This is a genomic window from Enterococcus sp. AMC1086 (assembly GCF_058216575.1).
On sequence record NZ_CM177100.1, the window covers coordinates 44,284 to 65,047 of the forward strand.

Consider the following 20,764-nt stretch of genomic DNA (forward strand, 5'->3'; position numbering starts at 1 on the left):
CTGGGCATAGTATTTTATTAATAATGAGTCCAGCATTTACTGATCCGACTAACCAAGAGGAGGAGCACAATACATGATGGATATTCGTTTAGTGCGAATCGATGATCGTTTGATCCATGGACAAGTTGCGACTGTCTGGACCAAAAGTACTAATGTAAATCGTATCTTAGTCATTAGCGATGCTGTTGCACACGATACATTAAGAAAAGCATTGCTTGTACAAGCAGCGCCGCCTGGAGTAAAAGTAAATGTCATTACTGTTGAAAAGATGATCGAAATTTTTTCGGATGAACGTTTTGATCGCTTAAAAGTAATGTTATTGTTTACGAATCCTAAAGATGTAAAACGTGTGATTGAAGGCAATGTAGTATTCAGTTCTATCAATATTGGTGGAATGAGTTTTACCAGCGGCAAGCGTATGATCACAAATGCTGTTGCTGTAAATGAAGAGGATATCATGGCATTCAAGTACTTACACGACCAAGGTATTACATTAGAAATTCGCAAAGTGGTTGCAGACAACCAAGTAGATTTGATGGAATTGCTGAAAAAAGAACAGTTAGTATGATTCTTTTTCAGATTCTATATAAATGGCATGACGAATTAGCTTAATATCGATTGTCGTATCTTATGCATAGAAATTGGAAGGAGTGGTCTGATCGATCAAAGTTGATGCGTGAAATGATCGTTGAGTAGTAGGTGGTCATCAAAAATTATCTGACAGATCGCAAGAAGTGATTGATAACACAAGGTGAGTAACGCATTTTTTCTTTTTCTATTTTTTTAATAAGTGTTTTCATCTGTTGATAATAGTCATGACAAAGTAATTGAAAAAAATATAGGAGGTATCAAATTATGGTAGGAATTATTATTGCTAGCCATGGAGAATTTGCGCAAGGCATTTTACAATCCGGTTCCATGATTTTTGGTGAACAGGAAAAAGTACAAGCAGTTGTATTGATGCCCAGCGAAGGCCCAGATGATTTAAAAGCAAAGTTAAAAGCAGCAATCGCAACGTTTGATGAAGAAGACGAAGTACTATTCTTAGTCGATTTATGGGGAGGAACACCGTTTAACCAAGCAAATAGCCTTTTTGAAGAACATAAAGACAAATGGGCAATTGTTAGCGGATTGAATTTACCAATGTTGATTGAAGCTTATGCATCACGTTTCTCAATGAATTCGGCGCAAGAAATCGCTACACATATCCTTGAAACTGCCAAAGAAGGCGTGAGAATCAAGCCAGAAGAACTAGAACCTACAGAAGCGCCTAAAGCGGTTGTTGAAGACAAACAACCAAAAGGTGCGTTACCTGCTGGAACTGTTGTCGGTGATGGCAAAATCAAGTTTGTTTTAACACGTGTCGATTCTCGTCTATTACATGGTCAAGTAGCGACAGCTTGGACAAAATCCGTTTTACCAAATCGAATCATCGTTGTTTCAGATGCAGTAGCAAAAGATGATCTTCGTAAAAAATTGATTGAACAAGCAGCTCCTCCTGGCGTAAAAGCAAACGTTATCCCAATCAGCAAAATGATTGAAATCGCGAAAGATCCACGCTTTGGAAATACGAAAGCTTTATTATTGTTTGAAAACCCAGAAGATGTGGTGAAAGTAGTTGAAGCAGGCGTAGAGATCAAAGAAGTGAACGTTGGTTCTATGGCGCATTCAGTCGGCAAAGTAGTCGTAAGTAAAGTATTATCAATGGGACAAGAAGATGTTGAGGCATTTGAAAAATTAGAAGATTTGGGTATTAAATTTGATGTTCGTAAAGTGCCGAATGATTCTAGTGCCAACATGGATGAAATCCTTAAAAAAGCAAAGCATGAGTTAGCACAAGCACATTCAAAATAACACAAAATCTTAAATGAAAATAGGAGGCTTATCATGTCTATTATATCAATTATTTTAGTAATCTTAGTTGCCTTTCTAGCTGGTATGGAAGGGATTCTAGATGAATTCCAGTTTCATCAACCGTTAGTGGCGTGTACCTTGATCGGTTTAGTAACAGGTAATTTAGAAGCCGGAATCGTTCTTGGCGGAACGTTACAAATGATCGCACTTGGTTGGGCGAACATTGGAGCCGCAGTAGCACCAGATGCTGCATTAGCATCTGTTGCATCAGCAATTATTTTAGTATTAGGTGGACAAGGCGTTAAAGGTGTTCCATCAGCAATCGCGATTGCTGTACCACTTGCAGTAGCAGGCCTTTTCTTAACAATGATCGTTCGTACACTTGCTGTCCCAATCGTACACATGATGGATGCGGCAGCTGAAAAAGGTGATATCAGAAAAATCGAAATGCTTCATATTTTAGCTGTATGTATGCAAGGGATTCGGATTGCGATTCCAGCAGCAGCACTTTTATTCATTCCAGCAGAAACGGTTCAATCAGCATTAGAATCAATGCCTGCATGGTTGACAGAAGGTATGGCTATCGGTGGTGGTATGGTTGTGGCTGTAGGGTATGCCTTAGTAATCAATATGATGGCAACAAAAGAAGTATGGCCATTCTTTATCATTGGATTTGTCGTAGCGGCAATTTCTCAATTAACATTAATCGCACTAGGTGCTTTAGGTGTAGCTTTGGCGTTGATCTACTTGAATCTTTCTAAAATGGGCGGTTCTTCAAATGGTAGCGGCGGTGGAAGCAATACGGGTGATCCACTTGGCGATATTTTAAATGATTATTAATCCTGAAGGAGGAGAGAAGAGACATGGCAGAAAAAATTGAATTATCCAAAAAAGATCGTTTAGCCGTTGCATGGCGCTCTACATTCATTCAGGGCTCTTGGAACTATGAACGTATGCAAAATGGTGGTTGGGCTTTCTCAATGATCCCAGCGATTCGAAAATTATACAAATCAAAAGAAGATCAATCAGCAGCTTTAAAACGTCACTTAGAGTTCTTTAATACGCACCCATATATTGCGTCACCGATTCTTGGTGTAACCTTAGCCTTGGAAGAAGAACGTGCCAATGGGGCTCCTGTTGACGATGTAGCGATTCAAGGGGTAAAAGTTGGGATGATGGGACCTTTAGCGGGTGTTGGTGATCCAGTATTCTGGTTTACGATTCGTCCGATGTTGGGTGCCTTAGGTGCTTCCCTTGCAATTGGTGGTAATATTCTTGGCCCAATCATTTTCTTCCTAGCTTGGAATATTATTCGTTGGTCATTTATGTGGTATACACAAGAATTTGGTTATAAAGCAGGTTCTAAAATCACAGAAGATCTTTCTGGTGGATTATTGCAAGATGTAACAAAAGGTGCTTCTATTTTGGGGATGTTTGTACTGGCAGCATTAGTACAACGGTGGGTATCCATCAAGTTTCTCCCAATCGTTTCTACCGTTAAATTGGACAAAGGTGCCTATATAGAGTGGGACAAACTTCCGGCTGGTGGAGATGGACTACAAAAAGCTTTTGAAGAAGTTGGCTCAGGTAAAGCACTATCAGCAATGAAAGTGACGACTTTACAAGATAACTTGGATCAATTGATTCCTGGTCTAGCAGCATTACTATTAACATTCTTTTGTATGTGGTTATTGAAGAAAAAAGTTTCACCAATCATTATTATTCTTGGTTTGTTCGTAGTCGGCGTACTTGGTCATGTCGTTGGCTTACTATAATATAATCTGAATTTTAAACTTAGGGCAAAAGATTCCCCAGTTTTGCCCTAAGTTCTTTTACATAGCTTAATTGTTTGAAAAAACGTATAATGAATAAGATAAATCACTGAAGAAATGAGGCAAATAAAATGGTTCAATCACTAAATACAAAAGTAGATTTCATAACGGATGCCACCGCTTTTACAGGACTTACGGATTATGGGAAAATTATGATCGGTGACAAAGGTTTTGAATTTTACAATTCTCGTGATAGCCGAAAATTTGTTCAAATTCCGTGGGAAGAAGTCGATTATGTGATCGCTTCGGTGATGTTTAAGGGAAAATGGATTCCACGCTACGCAATCCAAACGAAGAAAAATGGAACGTTTACGTTCTCTTCTAAAAAGCCCAAAAAAGTGCTTCGGGAAATACAGGAATATGTAGCACCCGATCATATGGTGCAGTCTTTAGGATTTTTTGATGTCATCAAGCGTGCGTTTCTTTCGTTGGGTAAGAAAAAAGGATAGGTATAAAAAAGTCTGGCATGTTATATTGCCAGGCTTTTTTCTATTTCAACCTATCAAAATAGACATCTAAAATGGTCAACCAATGGTGTAGTAGACCAGAAGGCATATTCTTAGAAATAGTTGTTAAAAATCTAAGTATGACATTTTTAAAAAATCATTTTAGAATGTTTAGAATTTTAACATTTAAGTGTTATCTTTTGATTATATTAGAGTTTAGGAGTACCATAAAAATGTAAAGAGAATGACAAAGGAGTGTAATATTATGAATGAAACAAGCAGAAAAGGTATAGACTGGGGATATTTGATTCTGGGAATTCTATTTGTTCTAACAGCATTATTATCTTTTCAAGATCCAGCCGGAAACTTAATTGCAATCGTGATGGTGTTTGCCATTTTTGCGATTTTAAAAGGAATTTTTGAAATTTTTGCTCGTAACAGAATGAAGGAATTAACAGGGTACAAAGCATATGCACCAATCGTTTTAGGTGTAATTGATATTATTATTGGGGTATATTTTTTATTTAACCTAAATATCGGTGTTGCAGCGTTACCATTCATATTTGCGATTTGGTTTATCTTGGATTCTGTTTTTGGTCTATTCGCCTTAGATTTGGCGAAATCAGTTAGTACTGGTTATTTTTGGTTTACATTAGTCGTGGATGTTTTAGGAATCATTTTAGGAATCATGTTATTGATGAATCCCTTATCTTCTGCACTAACATTAAGTTTTTTAGTTGGATTTTATTTTATGCTTTTTGGTATTACGCATATCGTTTATGCGTTTAGATAAAAAATTAGGAGGAAATAAACATGACAAATTATGCAGAAAAAGAAGTAAAATTAGTAGAAAAAATCGGTAAAGAAATCGATAAATTAGATACTACTCTTGGGAAAATGGAAGACACTGATAGCAAAGTCAAACATTTTTTTGAACAAGAAAAAGCATTGCATGAAGTGAAATCAATTATCCGTAAAGAAAATAAAATCGAAAAAGAAGAACAAAAAGCAGAAGATAAAGCAGTTAAAAATGCTGAAAACTGGATTGATGATCAAGAGTCATTAGTTTATCAAATCAATGCTGAAATCGACAAACTAGATACAACTTTAGGTAAAATCGATGGAGACGAAAATAAAGTGAAAAGCTACTTGGAACAAAAGAAAGCTATTCATGAAATTAAAAAAATCGTTAAAAAAACAGAAGAATTAGGCTAATATCTGATTCTTGATTGAATAGTATACAAGTGGAGGATGGGACAGAAATATCTATTTCCGAAGGAGTTGCTTCTGCTCCCACCGCTTATTCGGATTCCTTAAGAGCTTGGGACATAAGTCCTGACGAAAAATCCAGATACCAATCAACTTGATTGGCATCTGGATTATTTTTTTCTATAAAAATAAGAACATCTTTGCTAGAATAAAAGTAACTACACAAATAAACAAGCGAGGTGTTCTTATGTTTAAAAATTATACCACAAATCAAGTCATTCTTCCTCTAGATTTTAGTTTTCAGTTAGAAAAAAATGATATCGCATTTGTTATTGATCAATTAGTTGAAAGTATTCCCGAGGCACGTTTTCTTCCTTTTCATCATCAAATGGGCCCTTCTTCTTATCATCCAAAAATGAGGATGAAGATGATTTTATGTGCCTACACACAATCCGTGTTTTCTGGTCGAAAGATTGTATCCGGATGATGTGGCTCACTCAAAGTTATCAGCCTAGCTATCGAACGATCAATCGTTTCCGTGTGAATCCCTTAGTGAACGCACTCCTTCGGGAGTGCTTCGTCCAATTCCGTAGTCAATTAGTCAAGGAACAATTAATCGATGAAGATGCCATTTTTATCGATGGCACAAAGATTGAAGCCAATGCCAATAAATATACCTTTGTTTGGAGAAAATCCATTGATAACTTTGACAAAAAAACTCACCGAAAAATCAACCTTTCTTTATGATGAACTATTGAAAAATAGGATTATTCCTGAAATTGAGCGCGAGTCCAAAAAAGAATTATCTGTCACTGAATTAGGCAAGATTGAAGAAAATCTCGCGCATGTTGTAGAAAAGTTTACAGATAAAATCGAACAAGCAAAGGATGGAATTACGCGCAAATCAATTCGTTCTAAACGAAAAGTTCCAAAAAAATTAAGGAAACTTTTCCAGGACTTTAAAGAGCGAAAACTCGCTTATCAAAAACATAGACAGATTTTAGGACAACGAAACAGCTATTCTAGAACAGATCCAGACGCCACTTTTATGCGCATGAAAGATGATCACATGAAAAATGGTCAGTTGAAAGCAAGCTATAATCTTCAAATCGCCACAAATAGTCAATATATTTTAGGTTACGATCTTTTCTCAAATCCAACAGATACAAGGACATTGCGCCCTTTTTTAACCACTTTAAAGGAGCGTTTCTTTGAGCTACCAACTTATATTGTCGCAGATGCCGGCTACGGGGGAGAAGAAAACTATCAAGCTGTTTTAGAAGACCATGAGCGAACACCACTCATTACGTATGCCATGTACCATAAAGAACAAAAGAAAAAGTTTAAACAAAATCCATTTCTTCCCGCAAACTGGTCGTATCAGGAATTAGACGATACGTTTCTTTGCCCTGACGGACGGAAAATGAATTTTCGAAATTATTCTATTCGTACAGATAAGTATGGGTTTAAACGGTATTTAAAACGATATGAATGTGAAGACTGCTCGAATTGTCCTCTTCGAAGCCAATGTACAGAAGCGAAGAGTGACAAGAATCGTGAGATTCAAAAGAACATGAACTGGGAATACTTTAAAGCGACGATTCAACAGCTGCTTTCAGAAGAAGAAACAGGTAAACTCTATCGTCAACGAAAAATTGACGTCGAACCTGCTTTCGGACATTTAAAGGCTTGTTTAGGCTTCATTCGGTTCTCTGTTCGAGGAAAACAACAGGCGCATAAGGCTCCTATGTCAAGAGTCCGAACAAAAAAAGTCGAACGAATAGCTTAATTACTCGTAAAAAATAATGAATGAGAGTAAATGGTGGACCATTGAGTATAATTTAGGTGGTACATTTGTCTATGGATCAAAAGAAGAGGCACTTAAATAACCTCTTCAATGGTCCAATTTTTTTTTTTAGAGAGGGGCAGATTGGCTATGCAACGAGAGAAATGCGGTCGCTATTGTACCAACGAATGTAACTATCAATGCCTACGATGGCTTCTTCAAGTGTTTTAAATGATTGAAAATTAACATATTCTCGTTTCAAAATTGAGTGGAAGCTTTCTATTCTAGCATTGTCTCCTGGACAACCCTTTCTTGAATAGGAATGCTTCATTTTTTTGTTCTTTAACGTCTGATTATTCGGTCACTAGGCGTCCAGTTTAAATACGCATAATAAGTGGTTCTTGGTATTTTAAGGACGGTTAAAATACGAGTAATGCGGTGCTTTGCTTCTAAATTGACACGAACGACTCGTAAAACAGTCGCTCGGCCTTTGGCCATTAAATCTTTGCCAAAAGCACCGCCGCTCGCTTTAAAATGTCAATTTCCTCTTTTAACCGTTTATTTTCTTTCAGTAGCTCTCGTTCTTTTATTGAAAGAACATTTCGATCATTTGGGTCTGCCAGACGTATCCATTTAGCAAGCGTAGAGACACTTACATTGTATTCTTTCGATAATGAGTTCGCAGACCGGCCGGTCTGACTTAATGAAATCATCGATTCTCTAAACTCTTTTGAATATCTTGTTGCGGTGTTTTTTATCTGCATAATAAAAAGCTCCTTTAATAAATTATAGCGAACAACTTGTCCGTATTTCTAGTATAGGAGCCAAAGACATCACTCACTGCAACGAAATTCGACATTTCCACCCATTAAAGAACGCTAAAAACATTTCTCTTATATTATAAGATAAAATAACAAAAAACTTTTTTATTCTCACCCGAAATCCACCCAAATTCCCATGAAAAAAAGCCAAAACCTCAGCTATGAGAAAAAACTAATTTTCCAAACCGATATCTTTGAGTCGTTCAGCATTTGTGATCACCAAATTTTTACCTGCCGCTAGTGAATTTGCAGAGGGCTTGAAGAAACAAGAAGAGAATATATTCGACTCAGAAATCTTATGCATCAAAGTCTACACCGAGAAAAATGAAACAGACGAATCAATCGATCACTTTGTTGTTGAAATAAACCAGTCAGACGGAAAAATAAAGGATACTCCCCTGACATTGCCTAAGAAAGAACAAGAAGAGCAAAGAAGTACATTATTACAAGAAAAAAATCTGATACAGAACTAGCTGAATCTCAATCTAAAGAGCTAACAACTGCTGCTACAGAAAAATCCTCAGCAACGGCTACAGAAGAAAAAAATTAAGCTACGCCGAGAGCACAAGCAATCAAACTAAGAATTACGCCAACGCTAAACCGTAGCTTTGATGTTTACTGAGATATTTCTATAGTTTTCAAAGATAGTACTAAGAGTAGAACTCCATTTTGCTAGGTTTACCAACATATTCTTACAAAGATAGATTTGAATATGTCGTCTATACAAATTTTCTTTATGAAATAAAAGATTTGGAATACTGGATTGCTTGTGCGTTCTTATATAAATGTATCAGAGGTTTTTGAGTGCACATTTACTCGAACGGAGGAACGTTTTTTTATCAGAAGATGATAGTTCAATTTATATATATAATTAAAACGGATATTGGCTGATAATAATTTGTTTCTAGTTGAGCCAAATGAATTGAATGTTCATCTAGAAAATATTGAAGCAGAAGATGTTTCTTACAGAAAATAGATTTTCGAAACGTTACTTATTTTCAGTTAGCATGTATTTTGAGGTACTTGAGAAGAAATAAAAACTAGTTATATTACTGTCTCTTCCCCCCCTCTGACATTGCCAAAGAATAGAGAGGTGTCGATCTCAGTTGTCGCCATATCCTTAAAAAAGGGGGGGGGGGGGATTTTTTTAATTTTATTCTATTATTTTTTATATTAAAAACATTAATTTTTTTTAGACAAAATCGATAATTTGTCCTATAATTAAAAATAAATAGTAATTATTTTTTGTTTAATATTAATTTTTGGCAGAATATTTTATTAATTATTTTTTAATTAATAAAAAATATTTGAGTGTTTTTACAGTATTAATTGAATTTTTTTATATTGATGGAATTATAAAAAATATTTACTATTTGTATTCTTCATTAAAGCTAGAAAGGTTGGGAAGTGAATGTAGAAAGGGTTGAAACGAATAATTGTTGAGAGAGAGGTGCGTGGATAGGATTGAGAGCGTTCTATTTTTGATTTTACAGATCATCTATTGAAAGAATGATGGACGCATACAACAAATGTTAGTCATAAGTAATGCAAACTAGGGGGATGGATATGGGAAAAAAAATAAAATTTGCTTTTGCATCGTTATTAATTATGTGTAATCTATTTTCTTTTTCGAACGAATTTGCTCAAGAACAGACAAGTGAATTGATTGGAAGTAGGGCTTCTACTTATTTTGAATGGAGTAATTGGCAGAACGATCCTATAATCAATGCATATACGAGTTCAGGAGAAGCAACGACGTTTGTTGGGAATACTTTTTATAATGATACGACATATACAGTAGAAGTTACGCCTGGAGATACAATAGGGGAACAACGAATTGGTCGTATAAGAGATCACTTTTTAAAAACGGCAGAAGATGGTAGTGCTATGCCAAGGGTAAATATATTAGAGGCAAAAAACACTAAATTTACAATTAGCGGTCCTCAAATTAACTGGAAAAATAATCCAGCTGCTAGTAGTTGGGAAAATAGTAGTGAGGCGTATGGACCAGATTTTGTAACCATTGTGCCACCCGTTACTCCGTATTGGTCTGGTTTAGAAAGTTATACTACCATCGGTGATGGAGGAGAATTGTCTCCTGTGAGTCGTGTAAAAGTTATGACGAATACTGCAGGAACTAATAGTTTAACGGCCAATACTTCAGGTACTGTAGACAATGTACCAGCAAGTTACGCATTGAAATCGTTTGTTATGCAAGGTAAGATTATTCCTCAAGTAGTGAAAGTAAAATACATTGACAGCAACTCTGGTGAAGAAATCTCAGCTATGAAAATTTTAGGAAATGGACAAGCTATTGATGGTCAAGTGACGGCAACAGCAGTTCAAATCCCAGGTTATACATTTTCAAACAACTATTCCTTGTTCACTGATGATGGTTCTGAAGAAACTGGTGAAGGAGCAACCTGGACAAATACAATGTCTCAAGATAAAAGAGGACTGGTTTTCTTCTACACTAAATTTGATGCAGAGACACATAAACCAACGATAGATCCTGCAACAGAAGGTGAGCAAATCGTGACAGGAACCGGCGTACCAGGAGATACGATTACACTCACAGATAAAGATGGAAAAACTATAGGAAGTGGAGTAGTAGGAGAAGACGGCAAGTGGACGATAGAAACAACACGTCCATTAGTCGGTAAAGAACCAATTACAGCAACACCAATAGATTCGAATGGAAATTCGGGGATACCAGCAACAGAAACTGTAAAAGAATTACACAAGGTAACGATAAATCCTGCAAAAGACGGGGAGAAAACAGTGACAGGAACCGGCGTACCAGGAGATACAATTACACTCACAGATAAAGATGGAAACATTTTAGGAAGTGGAGTAGTAGGAGAAGATGGTAAGTGGACGATAGAAACAACACGTCCATTAGTTGGTAAAGAACCAATTACGGCAACACCAACAGATTTAGATGGTGACATCGGAATACCGGCAACAGAAACTGTAAAAGAATTACACAAGGTAACGATAAATCCTGCAAAAGACGGGGAGAAAACAGTGACAGGAACCGGCGTACCAGGAGATACAATTACACTCACAGATAAAGATGGAAACATTTTAGGAAGTGGAGTAGTAGGAGAAGATGGTAAGTGGACGATAGAAACAACACGTCCATTAGTTGGTAAAGAACCAATTACGGCAACACCAACAGATTTAGATGGTGACATCGGAATACCGGCAACAGAAACTGTAAAAGAATTACACAAGGCAACGATAGATCCTGCAAAAGACGGGGAGAAAACAGTGACAGGAACCGGCGTATCAGGAGATACAATTACATTCACAGATAAAGATGGAAACATTTTAGGAAGTGGAGTAGTAGGAGAAGATGGTAAGTGGACGATAGAAACAACACGTCCATTAGTTGGTAAAGAACCAATTACGGCAACACCAACAGATTTAGATGGTGACATCGGAATACCGGCAACAGAAACTGTAAAAGAATTACACAAGGTAACGATAAATCCTGCAAAAGACGGGGAGAAAACAGTGACAGGGACCGGCGTACCAGGAGATACAATTACACTCACAGATAAAGATGGAAATATTTTAGGAAGTGGAGTAGTAGGAGAAGATGGTAAGTGGACGATAGAAACAACACGTCCATTAGTCGGTAAAGAACCAATTACAGCAACGCCAACAGATTTAGATGGTGACATCGGAATACCGGCAACAGAAACTGTAAAAGAATTACACAAGGTAACGATAAATCCTGCAAAAGACGGGGAGAAAACAGTGACAGGGACCGGCGTACCAGGAGATACAATTACACTCACAGATAAAGATGGAAATATTTTAGGAAGTGGAGTAGTAGGAGAAGATGGTAAGTGGACGATAGAAACAACACGTCCATTAGTCGGTAAAGAACCAATTACAGCAACGCCAACAGATCCGAATGGGAATACGGGGACATCTGCAACGACCATCGTAAAAGAAATTGAGGATGGTAAACCAATAGCTGGAAATCAAGCACCAGCAAATCCTAATTCGAACAATTCCTCGAAAGAAAATAAAAACTATCCTAAAACAAATGAAGCTCAGTCATTTATCAGCCAAGCAATTGGCTTACTTGTAATCTTTTTAGTTTTCATGAATGTAAAACTAAGAAAAAAACAAGATGAGTATTCGCTATAATGACTTACTAATGATGAATATAATACCATAAAAAAGACCAAAAGAGCTTGGGACATAAGTCCTAACGAAAAATCCAGATACCAGTCAAATTGATTGGCATCTGGATTGTTTTTTTGTACAAAAATAAGAACACCTTTGCTAAAATAAAAGTGACTAAACAAATAAGTCAGCGAGGTGTTCTTATGTTTAAAAATTATACCACAAATCAAGTCGTTCTTCCTCTAGATTTTAGTTTTCAGTTAGAAAAAAACGATATTGCGTTTGTCATTGATCAATTAGTTGAAAGTATTCCGGAGGAACGCTTTCTTCCTTTTCATCATCAAATGGGGCCTTCTTCTTATCATCCGAAAATGATGATGAAGATGATTTTATGTGCCTACACACAATCTGTATTTTCTGGTCGCAAGATTGAAGCCTTGACGAAAGACAGTATTCGCATGATGTGGCTTACTCAAAGTTATCAACCTAGTTATCGAACCATCAATCGTTTTCGAGTGAATCCTTTAGTGAATGCACTCCTTCGGGAGTGCTTCGTCCAGTTCCGTAGCCAATTAGTCAAGGAACAATTAATCGATGAAGAAGCCATTTTTATCGATGGTACAAAGATTGAAGCCAACGCCAATAAATACACCTTTGTTTGGAGAAAATCCATTGATAACTTTGATAAAAAGCTTACTGAAAAATCAAATTTTCTCTACGATGAATTGTTAAAGAATCAAATTATTCCTGAAATTGAGCGAGAGTCCTCAAAAGAATTATCTGTCACTGAATTAGGTAAGATTGAAGAAAATCTCGCGCATGTTGTCGAAAAGTTTACAGAAAAAATCGAACAAGCAGAGGATGGAATTACGCGCAAATCAATCCGTTCTAAACGAAAAATTCCTAAAAAATTAAGGACACTTTTCAAGGACTTTAAAGAGCGAAAACTCGCTTATCAAAAACATAGACAGATTTTAGGGCAACGAAACAGTTACTCTAGAACTGATCTAGATGCCACTTTTATGCGCATGAAAGACGATCATATGAAAAATGGTCAGTTGAAAGCAGGTTATAATCTTCAAATCGCCACGAACAGTCAGTATATTTTAGGCTATGATCTTTTCTCAAATCCAACAGATACACGAACATTGCGCCCTTTTTTAACCACTTTAAAAGAGCGTTTCTTTGATCTGCCAAACTATATTGTCGCAGATGCCGGCTATGGAGGAGAAGAAAACTATCAAGCGGTTTTAGAGGATCACGAGCGAACACCACTCATCACTTATGCCATGTACCATAAAGAACAGAAGAAAAAGTTTAAACAAAATCCGTTCCTTCCAGCAAACTGGTCGTATCAGGAATTAGATGATACGTTTCTTTGTCCAAACGGACGAAAAATGAATTTTCGAAACTATTCTATTCGTACAGATAAATATGGCTTTAAACGTTATTTAAAACGGTATGAATGTGAAGACTGCTCGAATTGTCCTCTTCGAAGCCAGTGTACAAAAGCGAAGAGTGACAAGAATCGTGAGATTCAAAAGAACATGAATTGGGAATACTTTAAAGCAAGAATTCAACAGCTGCTTTCAGAAGAAGAAACAGGTAAACTCTATCGTCAACGAAAAATTGACGTCGAACCAGCTTTCGGACATTTGAAGGCTTGTTTAGGGTTCACTCGGTTCTCTGTTCGAGGGAAACAACAGGCACACAATGAAATTGGATTCGCGTTAATCGCAGTAAATTTAAGGAAATATAGGCTAAGTAAGCTAGAAAACATGAAGGATTCTCCCAATAATCTAAAAAATAAAAGACTGAAAAACATTTTTATGATTTTCGGTCTTCTGTTTTATTTGTCTTAAGACTTATGTCCCAAGCTCTCTTTTGATTTCAAAAGTACGTTATAATAGAAAAAAACATAAAGGAATGACACTATGAACTATCATCGTTTTAAATTGCCTAAGGCCTATTGTCCAAAATGTTCCAGAAAAGTCGAACTACTTTTTTCAGAGGAATCTTCACTATTGCCGCAATTTTATATTTGTTTTAAATGTAAGACAATCGGGCAATTCGGTGTAGGAGAATTATCTACGAATGATTTTTCGGCTTTTACAATTGAACGAAAAAAAGAAATTCAGGAAATGGTGGAAGAAATACCAGATAAATATATTTATAAGGCGAAAGGTAGTCAATTACGTTTAGAAGAAAAATCAGATACTTATGTAAGACGCTGGTTAAGTCTATATGAATATGAAAAAGTTTTTGGTGAAAAAATTGGATTTGAAACGATTGATTTTCGAAAAGATATAGGACGATGCAAATGGTGTAATCGACCCTTAGAAGGACGAAGAAGATCATTTTGCTCGGACCGTTGTAGTCGTAATTATGGCAAAGCGACGTTTTTCAAACGGGGAATTTCTACGTTACCTTATAGGATTGCGAGCAGAGATCGATTTTATTGTAGGGTGACAGGCGAAGATCTAGCAATTATAAATCGTTTTGGAGTCAGAATACCAGCAAGTAATCAACAACTGGAAATCCATCACTTAGTGTTAGTGTCAGCAGGTGGAAGTGATCATGAAGCGAACCTTTTAACCGTTTCTAAACAAGTTCATAAAGACTATCATAGCGGTGTAGCTTATGCAGTTCAGGCAATTGAAAACATTAAAGAGCAGCAACTTTTACTTCATCGAGATAAAATGTATGCAAAAAAAATCAACAAATCAACTTAAATTCTCAAAAAATCACACTAATCTCAAGAAGATTGAGATAAAACAGACCCCCTACTGTAGTAGAATAGAAATGTTATTCAACAAATGTTAAGGGGAGATGGAAATGAAAAAGTTTGGGTTATTATTTTTATCAGCAGTTGCTATTATTTCATTAGCAGCATGTGGAGGAACAGGTTCTTCAAGTAAAAATGGAGAGGATACTAAATCAGAGAAAAAAACATCAAAATCTAAAATTGCCTCTATTTCGATTGATGAAGGGGAATACGTAGTTCCAAAGAAAGAGGAAGCAGAAGATGGGGAAGGCTTCCTTGCGTTAAAAGTAACAATCAAAAATGAAACAGATGAAAGTCTAGATATGAGTGCGACAGACATCATGCTTTATGATGAAGATGACAGCAAAATTGAAGCGCTGACTCTCTATCTAGATGACAGTAAAACACCACTTCTTGCATATGAAAAAATTTCTGGTAAGAAAAGTAAAACGGGTTACATTGTATTTCCAGTAGACAAAAAAGCAAAATATAAACTGCATTTTGAACCAAGAATTTACGACGGAAAAAAAGAACCAAAACCAATCATTCTTGATGTAGACGCTTCTGAGTATAAAGATCATAGTGGAGATGCAACTAAGGCAGCAACAGCTTTTGTGGATGAAGTCTTTTTAACCACTGAAAATAAAGAATACAACAAACTAGTTGCTAATGATCGCGATGAAGCAGTCAAAAACTTTGATGAAAACTTCACTAAAGCCCTTAAGAAACAATTCTATGATTACAAAGTGACAGATGAAGAAGGGTTAGCGCTTGCTAAAGTCTTTAGAGAAGACAACGCAAAAGTTGCAACTGTTTCGTATGAAATTGCATCGTATTTTCCTGATGTAGCAGAAGTAACAGTGAAACTGGATGGATTGTCATTCAAAGAAATGAAAGATGACATGGAAGCTGCAAATAAAGAATACTACGAAGCGCACATAGATCAAGAGTTTGATGAGAGAAGTAAAGCGGCACAAAAGGCAGAGTTAGACAAGTTGCCGGAAATCTTCAAAAATTCAAAACCAGTAAGTATTGATGATTATGATGATTATAAAGTAGTAATGAAGAAAAAAGATGATAAATGGGAAATTCAAACAAAAGGATCGATCAATTACTTTGATAACCTAGAACAAGCTTTCCGTGGAAATCTGTATAAATAAACTCAAAAACGATTCCGTTCATTTAAGAATGGAATCGTTTTTGATTTATAATGAAACCTAAAAAGTTGAATTGGCTACTACGATTAATAATATCTACGACGGTTATTTGACGGACCTGAAATCACACGAACCAACCAAACGGCGATTGCTACAGGAATCATGATTTTGATAGCAAACCACAATAGACTACCTAAAAGCCCAAGTACAATACTTAAAACAATACTTCCTACAAAAAATAACCCGATGACCATTACGATATTCATTACCATTGATTGTTGTCTCATTTTTAAATCCTCCATTTTTTCTCTTGTTCTCTATGAATAAAGTATAGCAAGAATTCTTGAACACGGAATCCATCTTTAGGCTGATTTTCTCTCCACCTTTAGACGGGCATCGTCATTTTATTTGCCATTGCTTAGGTCGGAGATTTTATTGATAGCAGGAATGCTAATCCAGCCTTTTTTTGTTAAATAAATCGATAAATCGACATAAAAAAGAATTATGAATCGATTTTTTATAGTTATTCTCAATTTTTTATGATATTCTGACATTTTATGAAAACAAATTTAGTTATTTTTAAGGTAGAATTAAAAATGATTGTTAAAAAATGAACGTAATAAACATATAATTAAAAAAAGGATGTAGAGGAAATTGGAATATATGTAGCATAGCGCTATTTGTTGTTGCTTCAATCCAATCAAACTGTTACTGCGAAAATTGTTTTGACACTTTATGACTCATTTAATCTAATCGACTGTTAAGCGAATGATAATTAAGTTAAGGGTTTTGATTTTTAAAACGATACGTTGGTTTCAGCCTCTTTGAATGAAAAAGAGCGTTTCAAAATAAAAAGGTAAGGTACAAGATAAAAAGGGGCCGTTAGTACATATGGAAAAGTTGAATCTTACAAAAAATACAACAGTAAATAAAAAAGTATTTTTAAGAAAAGAAATTGAAGCAAATCGATTAGGAGAAGAGATTTATTCAGATGAAGTGCTGAGTCAATATTCAGTTTATCTGATAAGAAAATTTGAGTTATCAGAAGATTATGAGCAACCTGAACAGTTTGAAGCACTTTTAACGGTGCTTCCAGAAGAGTTTAATCATGAATTTGAAGATTGTGTTGCGAAAAATCTATATGTACGTATGACACAAAAAGCCGTTTATGTCACACTACTATTGGCCTTGGCACATCCGCTAAGTAAGTTGCAAATCAGCGATCTAAGGACTTGGATCAGTAGCTTAGAAGTGCCTGAATTGCCTTTAGAACATGTGTCCAGTGTATCTGAAGAAGTTCCACTCGAAATGATAAAAGGGCTGCAGGAAACAAATAGTGAAGTCTTACTTTTAACAGAAATGATGAATCAATTTAGTGAAAACTTAAATGATGTTTACAAAGAAGTTCAATCAGTCAAAGACAAGAGAACACCGCCAGTAGTCAAAGTAATACAGAGTAAAGTTGCTGCTAAAGAGGCATTGGAATCCGAAAATGCCCAAAAATTAACTTTGGCAACTAAAAAAATTACTCAATTAGCGGAAGAATTTTCACTATTCAAAGCCCATGTAAATAATAAACTAGCGACCATTCCAAAGCCCAAAATCCCACCTAAATTCAAAATCACATTTGGCTCAGGTGAAGAATCAGGTCCGACTATGGAAACTCGTTTAGATGACGCTATAAAGAGAATTGATGCATTAGCACAAGAACTAGCATTTTCAGATCAAAAAGTCAAAGAACTGAATAAAACAATCGATAAAAATAAACAAGTGAAAAGACCGCAATTAAATTTTTCTATTGCTAAAAAGACAATCAATGAACAAAGTAAGCTTGCAGATAAATTAGCGACAACAAATGAAGAAGTTATAACTATTGGCCAACAATTACAGCAGATAAACGATAAACTGAACATTGTTGAATCGACAGTTGAAACAAAATCGGATGCTGAAGCATTGGCAAGAATAGAAAAAGATCATGGACAACTACAAGAAACAGCATCAGAGACTGTTAAATTAAATCAAGTGATAAATCAATTAACAATGAAACTGCAAACCGTTGAAACTGAGCTTACAACAATCAAAAATGAAAAGAAAAAAGTACCAACAGTCAGACTAACAAAAAGTGATTCAGCCAAAAGATTAGCTGAACAACATCAAAAAGATCAAGAGCAATTAAAATCAAATGCTACAGAAATAAAAAAATTAACACAAACAGTTGGTAAAGTCGATATTCAATTGATCAAAGCGCATCAAAAAATTGCTGAATTAGAACAAAAAATGCGCCAAACAACAAAAGCGGTACCAATCGTAAAACAAGAACCAGCTCCAATCGTTCAGCAAACTCCTGTAGCAAGAACGAACAACACGATAATAGGACCACCACCTGCTGTTAAGCCAACGCTTCCAACAGCGTCACAGCAACAGCCCAGTGTGCAAGAAAGCAGAAGTTTTCCAAGTAAAGAGGCTTTTCTACAAGCAAACCGACCAACAAGATCTATGGTAGACGAGGAAAGACCAACCGTTACGCTAGCAATCGAAGAAATGCTTGATCGAGTTTCAGAAAAGCATCCTCAGACAGTGGGAACCAGAAGTTCATGGGCATTAGAGGATGGATATAATCAAAATAGTCATGAATCCGAAGAGGCACAAGGGTTGTCTTTACGTCATTTGAAAAAATTAGAGTGGGATATCCATTCGTTTTTCCAACAAGGACGAGGAATGGGACATAAAGGGATGATGCCAAAAGATTCTTTTTATGCGAATATCCGAAAAATAGAAGTATTGCCGTATTTGTGGGCATCAGTATATGAACGAGAAAAGAAAGATATTTTGTTAGGTAATGAATTAAGTAGTCAACAGCTGATCGACGATTTGAATGACTTCTTAGAAGAAGTAGAAATACTGTCTAAGAAACGAAAAGTTATGGGTAAGTGGATTTATTGTCCTAAAGAAGTGGAACAAAAGATGGAAGGATATAAATTATTGAGTGAATATCTGGAGGCGTATCTTGCACGACAAAATGAAGGATAGCAGTGGATTGCACTTTAGCAAGTTGACATTGGAAAAAGAGTTATTCAAGGTTACGTTTAAATAAAATACAAAACGATGCTTTTCAAATGAAAAAAAGAGGATCATACGACGACTATAACCCAGATATCTACTGGCGTTAGGTCGTCGTATTTTAGTAGAATTTAATTTTCGCTAGTTATAATTTTTTGATGAAAATAAGCTCTATACACAATAAAAAAAACCCCCACTATATTAGACTAGAAAAATGGGGCTCTATACTTTCTGATGTTGGTGAGAAATCACCGGCATCTTTTTTTAATGCAAAATAATAGAAAAGACATCCCGATATCCTTTAGAATTAAGTCGACTAAAACCAATTAAAAGGAGGAAATCAAGATGTCTTACACCAATCTTATCAAAAATACCTTAGATATTCTAGACTTAAACATTACTTTTACTGAAAATTCTTTAGAAAAAGAACGCATTAAGGGACGAATTTGTCAGGTATTTTCTGGTACATTAGACTATTTAGCCCACTCCTGTCTTCATTGTGGAGAGAAAGAAAAAGGAAAGATTATTCGTTGGGGCTATACGACTTGTCTTATTTTAATGAACGATGTGTCTGAGTATCAAACGTATTTACGCTTGAAGAAACGCCGTTTCTTCTGTTATTCCTGTGAAAGAACGTTCGTCGCTGAAACAAGTCTGATCCAAAAAGGGTGTTCGATTTCTAAGAAAGTGAAGCTATCCATTGCCGATCGATTAAGAAAGGTCACGTCTATGAGTGAGATTGCGCGTCAAAAGAAGGTCTCTGTTTCTTCTGTCTATCGCGTCTTGAAACAATTTTATGAACCGAAAAAAATCAATCGCCTGACCTTGCCTGAAGTCCTTTGTTTTGATGAATTTAAATCGGTTAAACAGGTCGCTGCTTCTATGAGTTTTATCATGATGGATGGTCAAACAAAGCAGTTAATTGATGTCATTGAAAACCGTCAATTGTCCTTTTTACAACGTTATTTTTCACGATTCTCTTTGTCTGTTCGTGAACGTGTAAAATATATCGTTTGTGATATGTACGCTCCTTATTTTTCTCTCGTCAAAAAATTGTTTCCTATGGCTCAGATTATTCTCGATCGCTTTCACATTGTCCAACACATTGGACGAACCTTTTTAAAACACCGCATTCAACGAATGAATCTGTTTCTCCAGAAAGGAACTGTAGAGGCAAAAAAATATCGACACTTGAAGAAGTACTGGAAACTTCTTCAAAAGAACCAATCGAAGCTCGATTTTGAAAAACGCCAATGGCGTCCTTCTTTCCGCACCTATTTAACAGAAACAGAACTCGTTGATCGACTCCTTGCATATGATGAGGAGTTAAAATCTGGTTACACCTGTTATCAGAACGTTCTTTATGCGGTACAAACACGAGACTACACAAGATTCCACTCGCTATTAGAACAAGATTGTTCTGGACTTCCCGTCTATTACCAAACAGTTTTTTCTACCTTTAAGAAAGTTCAAAATGAAATTAAGCATGCTCTAGAATTATCCTATTCCAATGGCCCATTGGAATGCTTGAACAACCATATCAAAGTGTTAAAGAGAAATGCGTATGGGTTTCGTAACTTTTATAACTTTAAATTGAGAATTGCTTTATGCTTTGGTAACGTTCTTTTTCAGCCAAATAGAAAAACCTAGAGGTATTTTCCTCTAGGCCTTACAATAATTGATTTAATTCTT

The 20,764-nt window shown here is 35.9% G+C and carries 15 protein-coding genes and 2 pseudogenes; 15 read left to right on the top strand and 2 right to left on the bottom strand.

Features of this window, described 5'->3' with window-relative positions; all coding sequences use genetic code 11:
* Positions 1-73: 73 nt before the first annotated feature.
* From AC4BC4_RS00200 to AC4BC4_RS00235, 8 genes and pseudogenes are all read left to right on the top strand, one after another.
* Positions 74-568, top strand: coding sequence for a mannose/fructose/sorbose PTS transporter subunit IIB (locus AC4BC4_RS00200; RefSeq protein WP_490476360.1), 495 nt, complete (start codon positions 74-76; stop codon positions 566-568).
* Positions 569-855: 287 nt separating this feature from the next.
* Complete coding sequence (locus AC4BC4_RS00205; protein WP_438757747.1) at positions 856-1,854, top strand: mannose/fructose/sorbose PTS transporter subunit IIA; 999 nt, start codon at positions 856-858, stop codon at positions 1,852-1,854.
* 33 nt (positions 1,855-1,887) lie between these two features.
* Positions 1,888-2,694, top strand: coding sequence for a PTS mannose/fructose/sorbose transporter subunit IIC (locus tag AC4BC4_RS00210; protein WP_438757746.1), 807 nt, complete (start codon positions 1,888-1,890; stop codon positions 2,692-2,694).
* Positions 2,695-2,717: 23 nt separating this feature from the next.
* Positions 2,718-3,629, top strand: coding sequence for a PTS system mannose/fructose/sorbose family transporter subunit IID (locus AC4BC4_RS00215; protein ID WP_490476361.1), 912 nt, complete (start codon positions 2,718-2,720; stop codon positions 3,627-3,629).
* 128 nt (positions 3,630-3,757) lie between these two features.
* Entirely contained in the window at positions 3,758-4,135 is a 378-nt protein-coding gene (locus tag AC4BC4_RS00220) for a DUF956 family protein (protein WP_438757744.1), read from the top strand.
* Positions 4,136-4,397: 262 nt separating this feature from the next.
* The gene (locus AC4BC4_RS00225; protein ID WP_490476362.1) at positions 4,398-4,925 is read left to right on the top strand and encodes an HdeD family acid-resistance protein; all 528 of its coding nucleotides are present in this window, start codon (positions 4,398-4,400) and stop codon (positions 4,923-4,925) included.
* A gap of 20 nt (positions 4,926-4,945) precedes the next feature.
* The gene (locus AC4BC4_RS00230; RefSeq protein WP_438757742.1) at positions 4,946-5,347 is read left to right on the top strand and encodes a hypothetical protein; all 402 of its coding nucleotides are present in this window, start codon (positions 4,946-4,948) and stop codon (positions 5,345-5,347) included.
* 241 nt (positions 5,348-5,588) lie between these two features.
* Positions 5,589-7,073 (top strand): annotated as a pseudogene (locus tag AC4BC4_RS00235) (IS1182 family transposase); the annotation flags it as partial.
* Between the two features lie 202 nt (positions 7,074-7,275).
* Here AC4BC4_RS00235 and AC4BC4_RS00240 read toward each other — a convergent pair.
* Positions 7,276-7,891: pseudogene (locus tag AC4BC4_RS00240) on the bottom strand (transposase).
* A 251-nt stretch (positions 7,892-8,142) separates the two neighbouring features.
* Here AC4BC4_RS00240 and AC4BC4_RS00245 point away from each other — a divergent pair.
* From AC4BC4_RS00245 to AC4BC4_RS00265, 5 genes are all read left to right on the top strand, one after another.
* Positions 8,143-8,421: a hypothetical protein gene (locus tag AC4BC4_RS00245; protein WP_490476363.1), complete on the top strand. Its 279-nt coding sequence runs from the start codon at positions 8,143-8,145 to the stop codon at positions 8,419-8,421.
* Positions 8,422-9,514: 1,093 nt separating this feature from the next.
* Entirely contained in the window at positions 9,515-12,112 is a 2,598-nt protein-coding gene (locus AC4BC4_RS00250) for an Ig-like domain-containing protein (RefSeq protein WP_490476364.1), read from the top strand.
* Between the two features lie 182 nt (positions 12,113-12,294).
* Entirely contained in the window at positions 12,295-13,953 is a 1,659-nt protein-coding gene (locus AC4BC4_RS00255; protein WP_490477345.1) for an IS1182 family transposase, read from the top strand.
* A 72-nt stretch (positions 13,954-14,025) separates the two neighbouring features.
* The gene (locus AC4BC4_RS00260; protein ID WP_490476365.1) at positions 14,026-14,823 is read left to right on the top strand and encodes an HNH endonuclease; all 798 of its coding nucleotides are present in this window, start codon (positions 14,026-14,028) and stop codon (positions 14,821-14,823) included.
* Between the two features lie 103 nt (positions 14,824-14,926).
* The gene (locus tag AC4BC4_RS00265; protein WP_490476366.1) at positions 14,927-16,015 is read left to right on the top strand and encodes a DUF5105 domain-containing protein; all 1,089 of its coding nucleotides are present in this window, start codon (positions 14,927-14,929) and stop codon (positions 16,013-16,015) included.
* A gap of 83 nt (positions 16,016-16,098) precedes the next feature.
* Here the strand turns inward: AC4BC4_RS00265 and AC4BC4_RS00270 are convergent, their stop codons facing one another.
* A complete protein-coding gene (locus tag AC4BC4_RS00270) occupies positions 16,099-16,299 on the bottom strand; it encodes a hypothetical protein (RefSeq protein ID WP_490476367.1) in 201 nt (66 codons plus the stop codon).
* Between the two features lie 604 nt (positions 16,300-16,903).
* Between AC4BC4_RS00270 and AC4BC4_RS00275 the strand changes: the two genes are divergently transcribed.
* Complete coding sequence (locus tag AC4BC4_RS00275; RefSeq protein ID WP_490476368.1) at positions 16,904-19,042, top strand: hypothetical protein; 2,139 nt, start codon at positions 16,904-16,906, stop codon at positions 19,040-19,042.
* A gap of 375 nt (positions 19,043-19,417) precedes the next feature.
* Positions 19,418-20,722, top strand: a complete 1,305-nt coding sequence (locus tag AC4BC4_RS00280) for an ISL3 family transposase (protein WP_438755906.1) — start codon at positions 19,418-19,420, stop codon at positions 20,720-20,722.
* Positions 20,723-20,764: the final 42 nt, after the last annotated feature.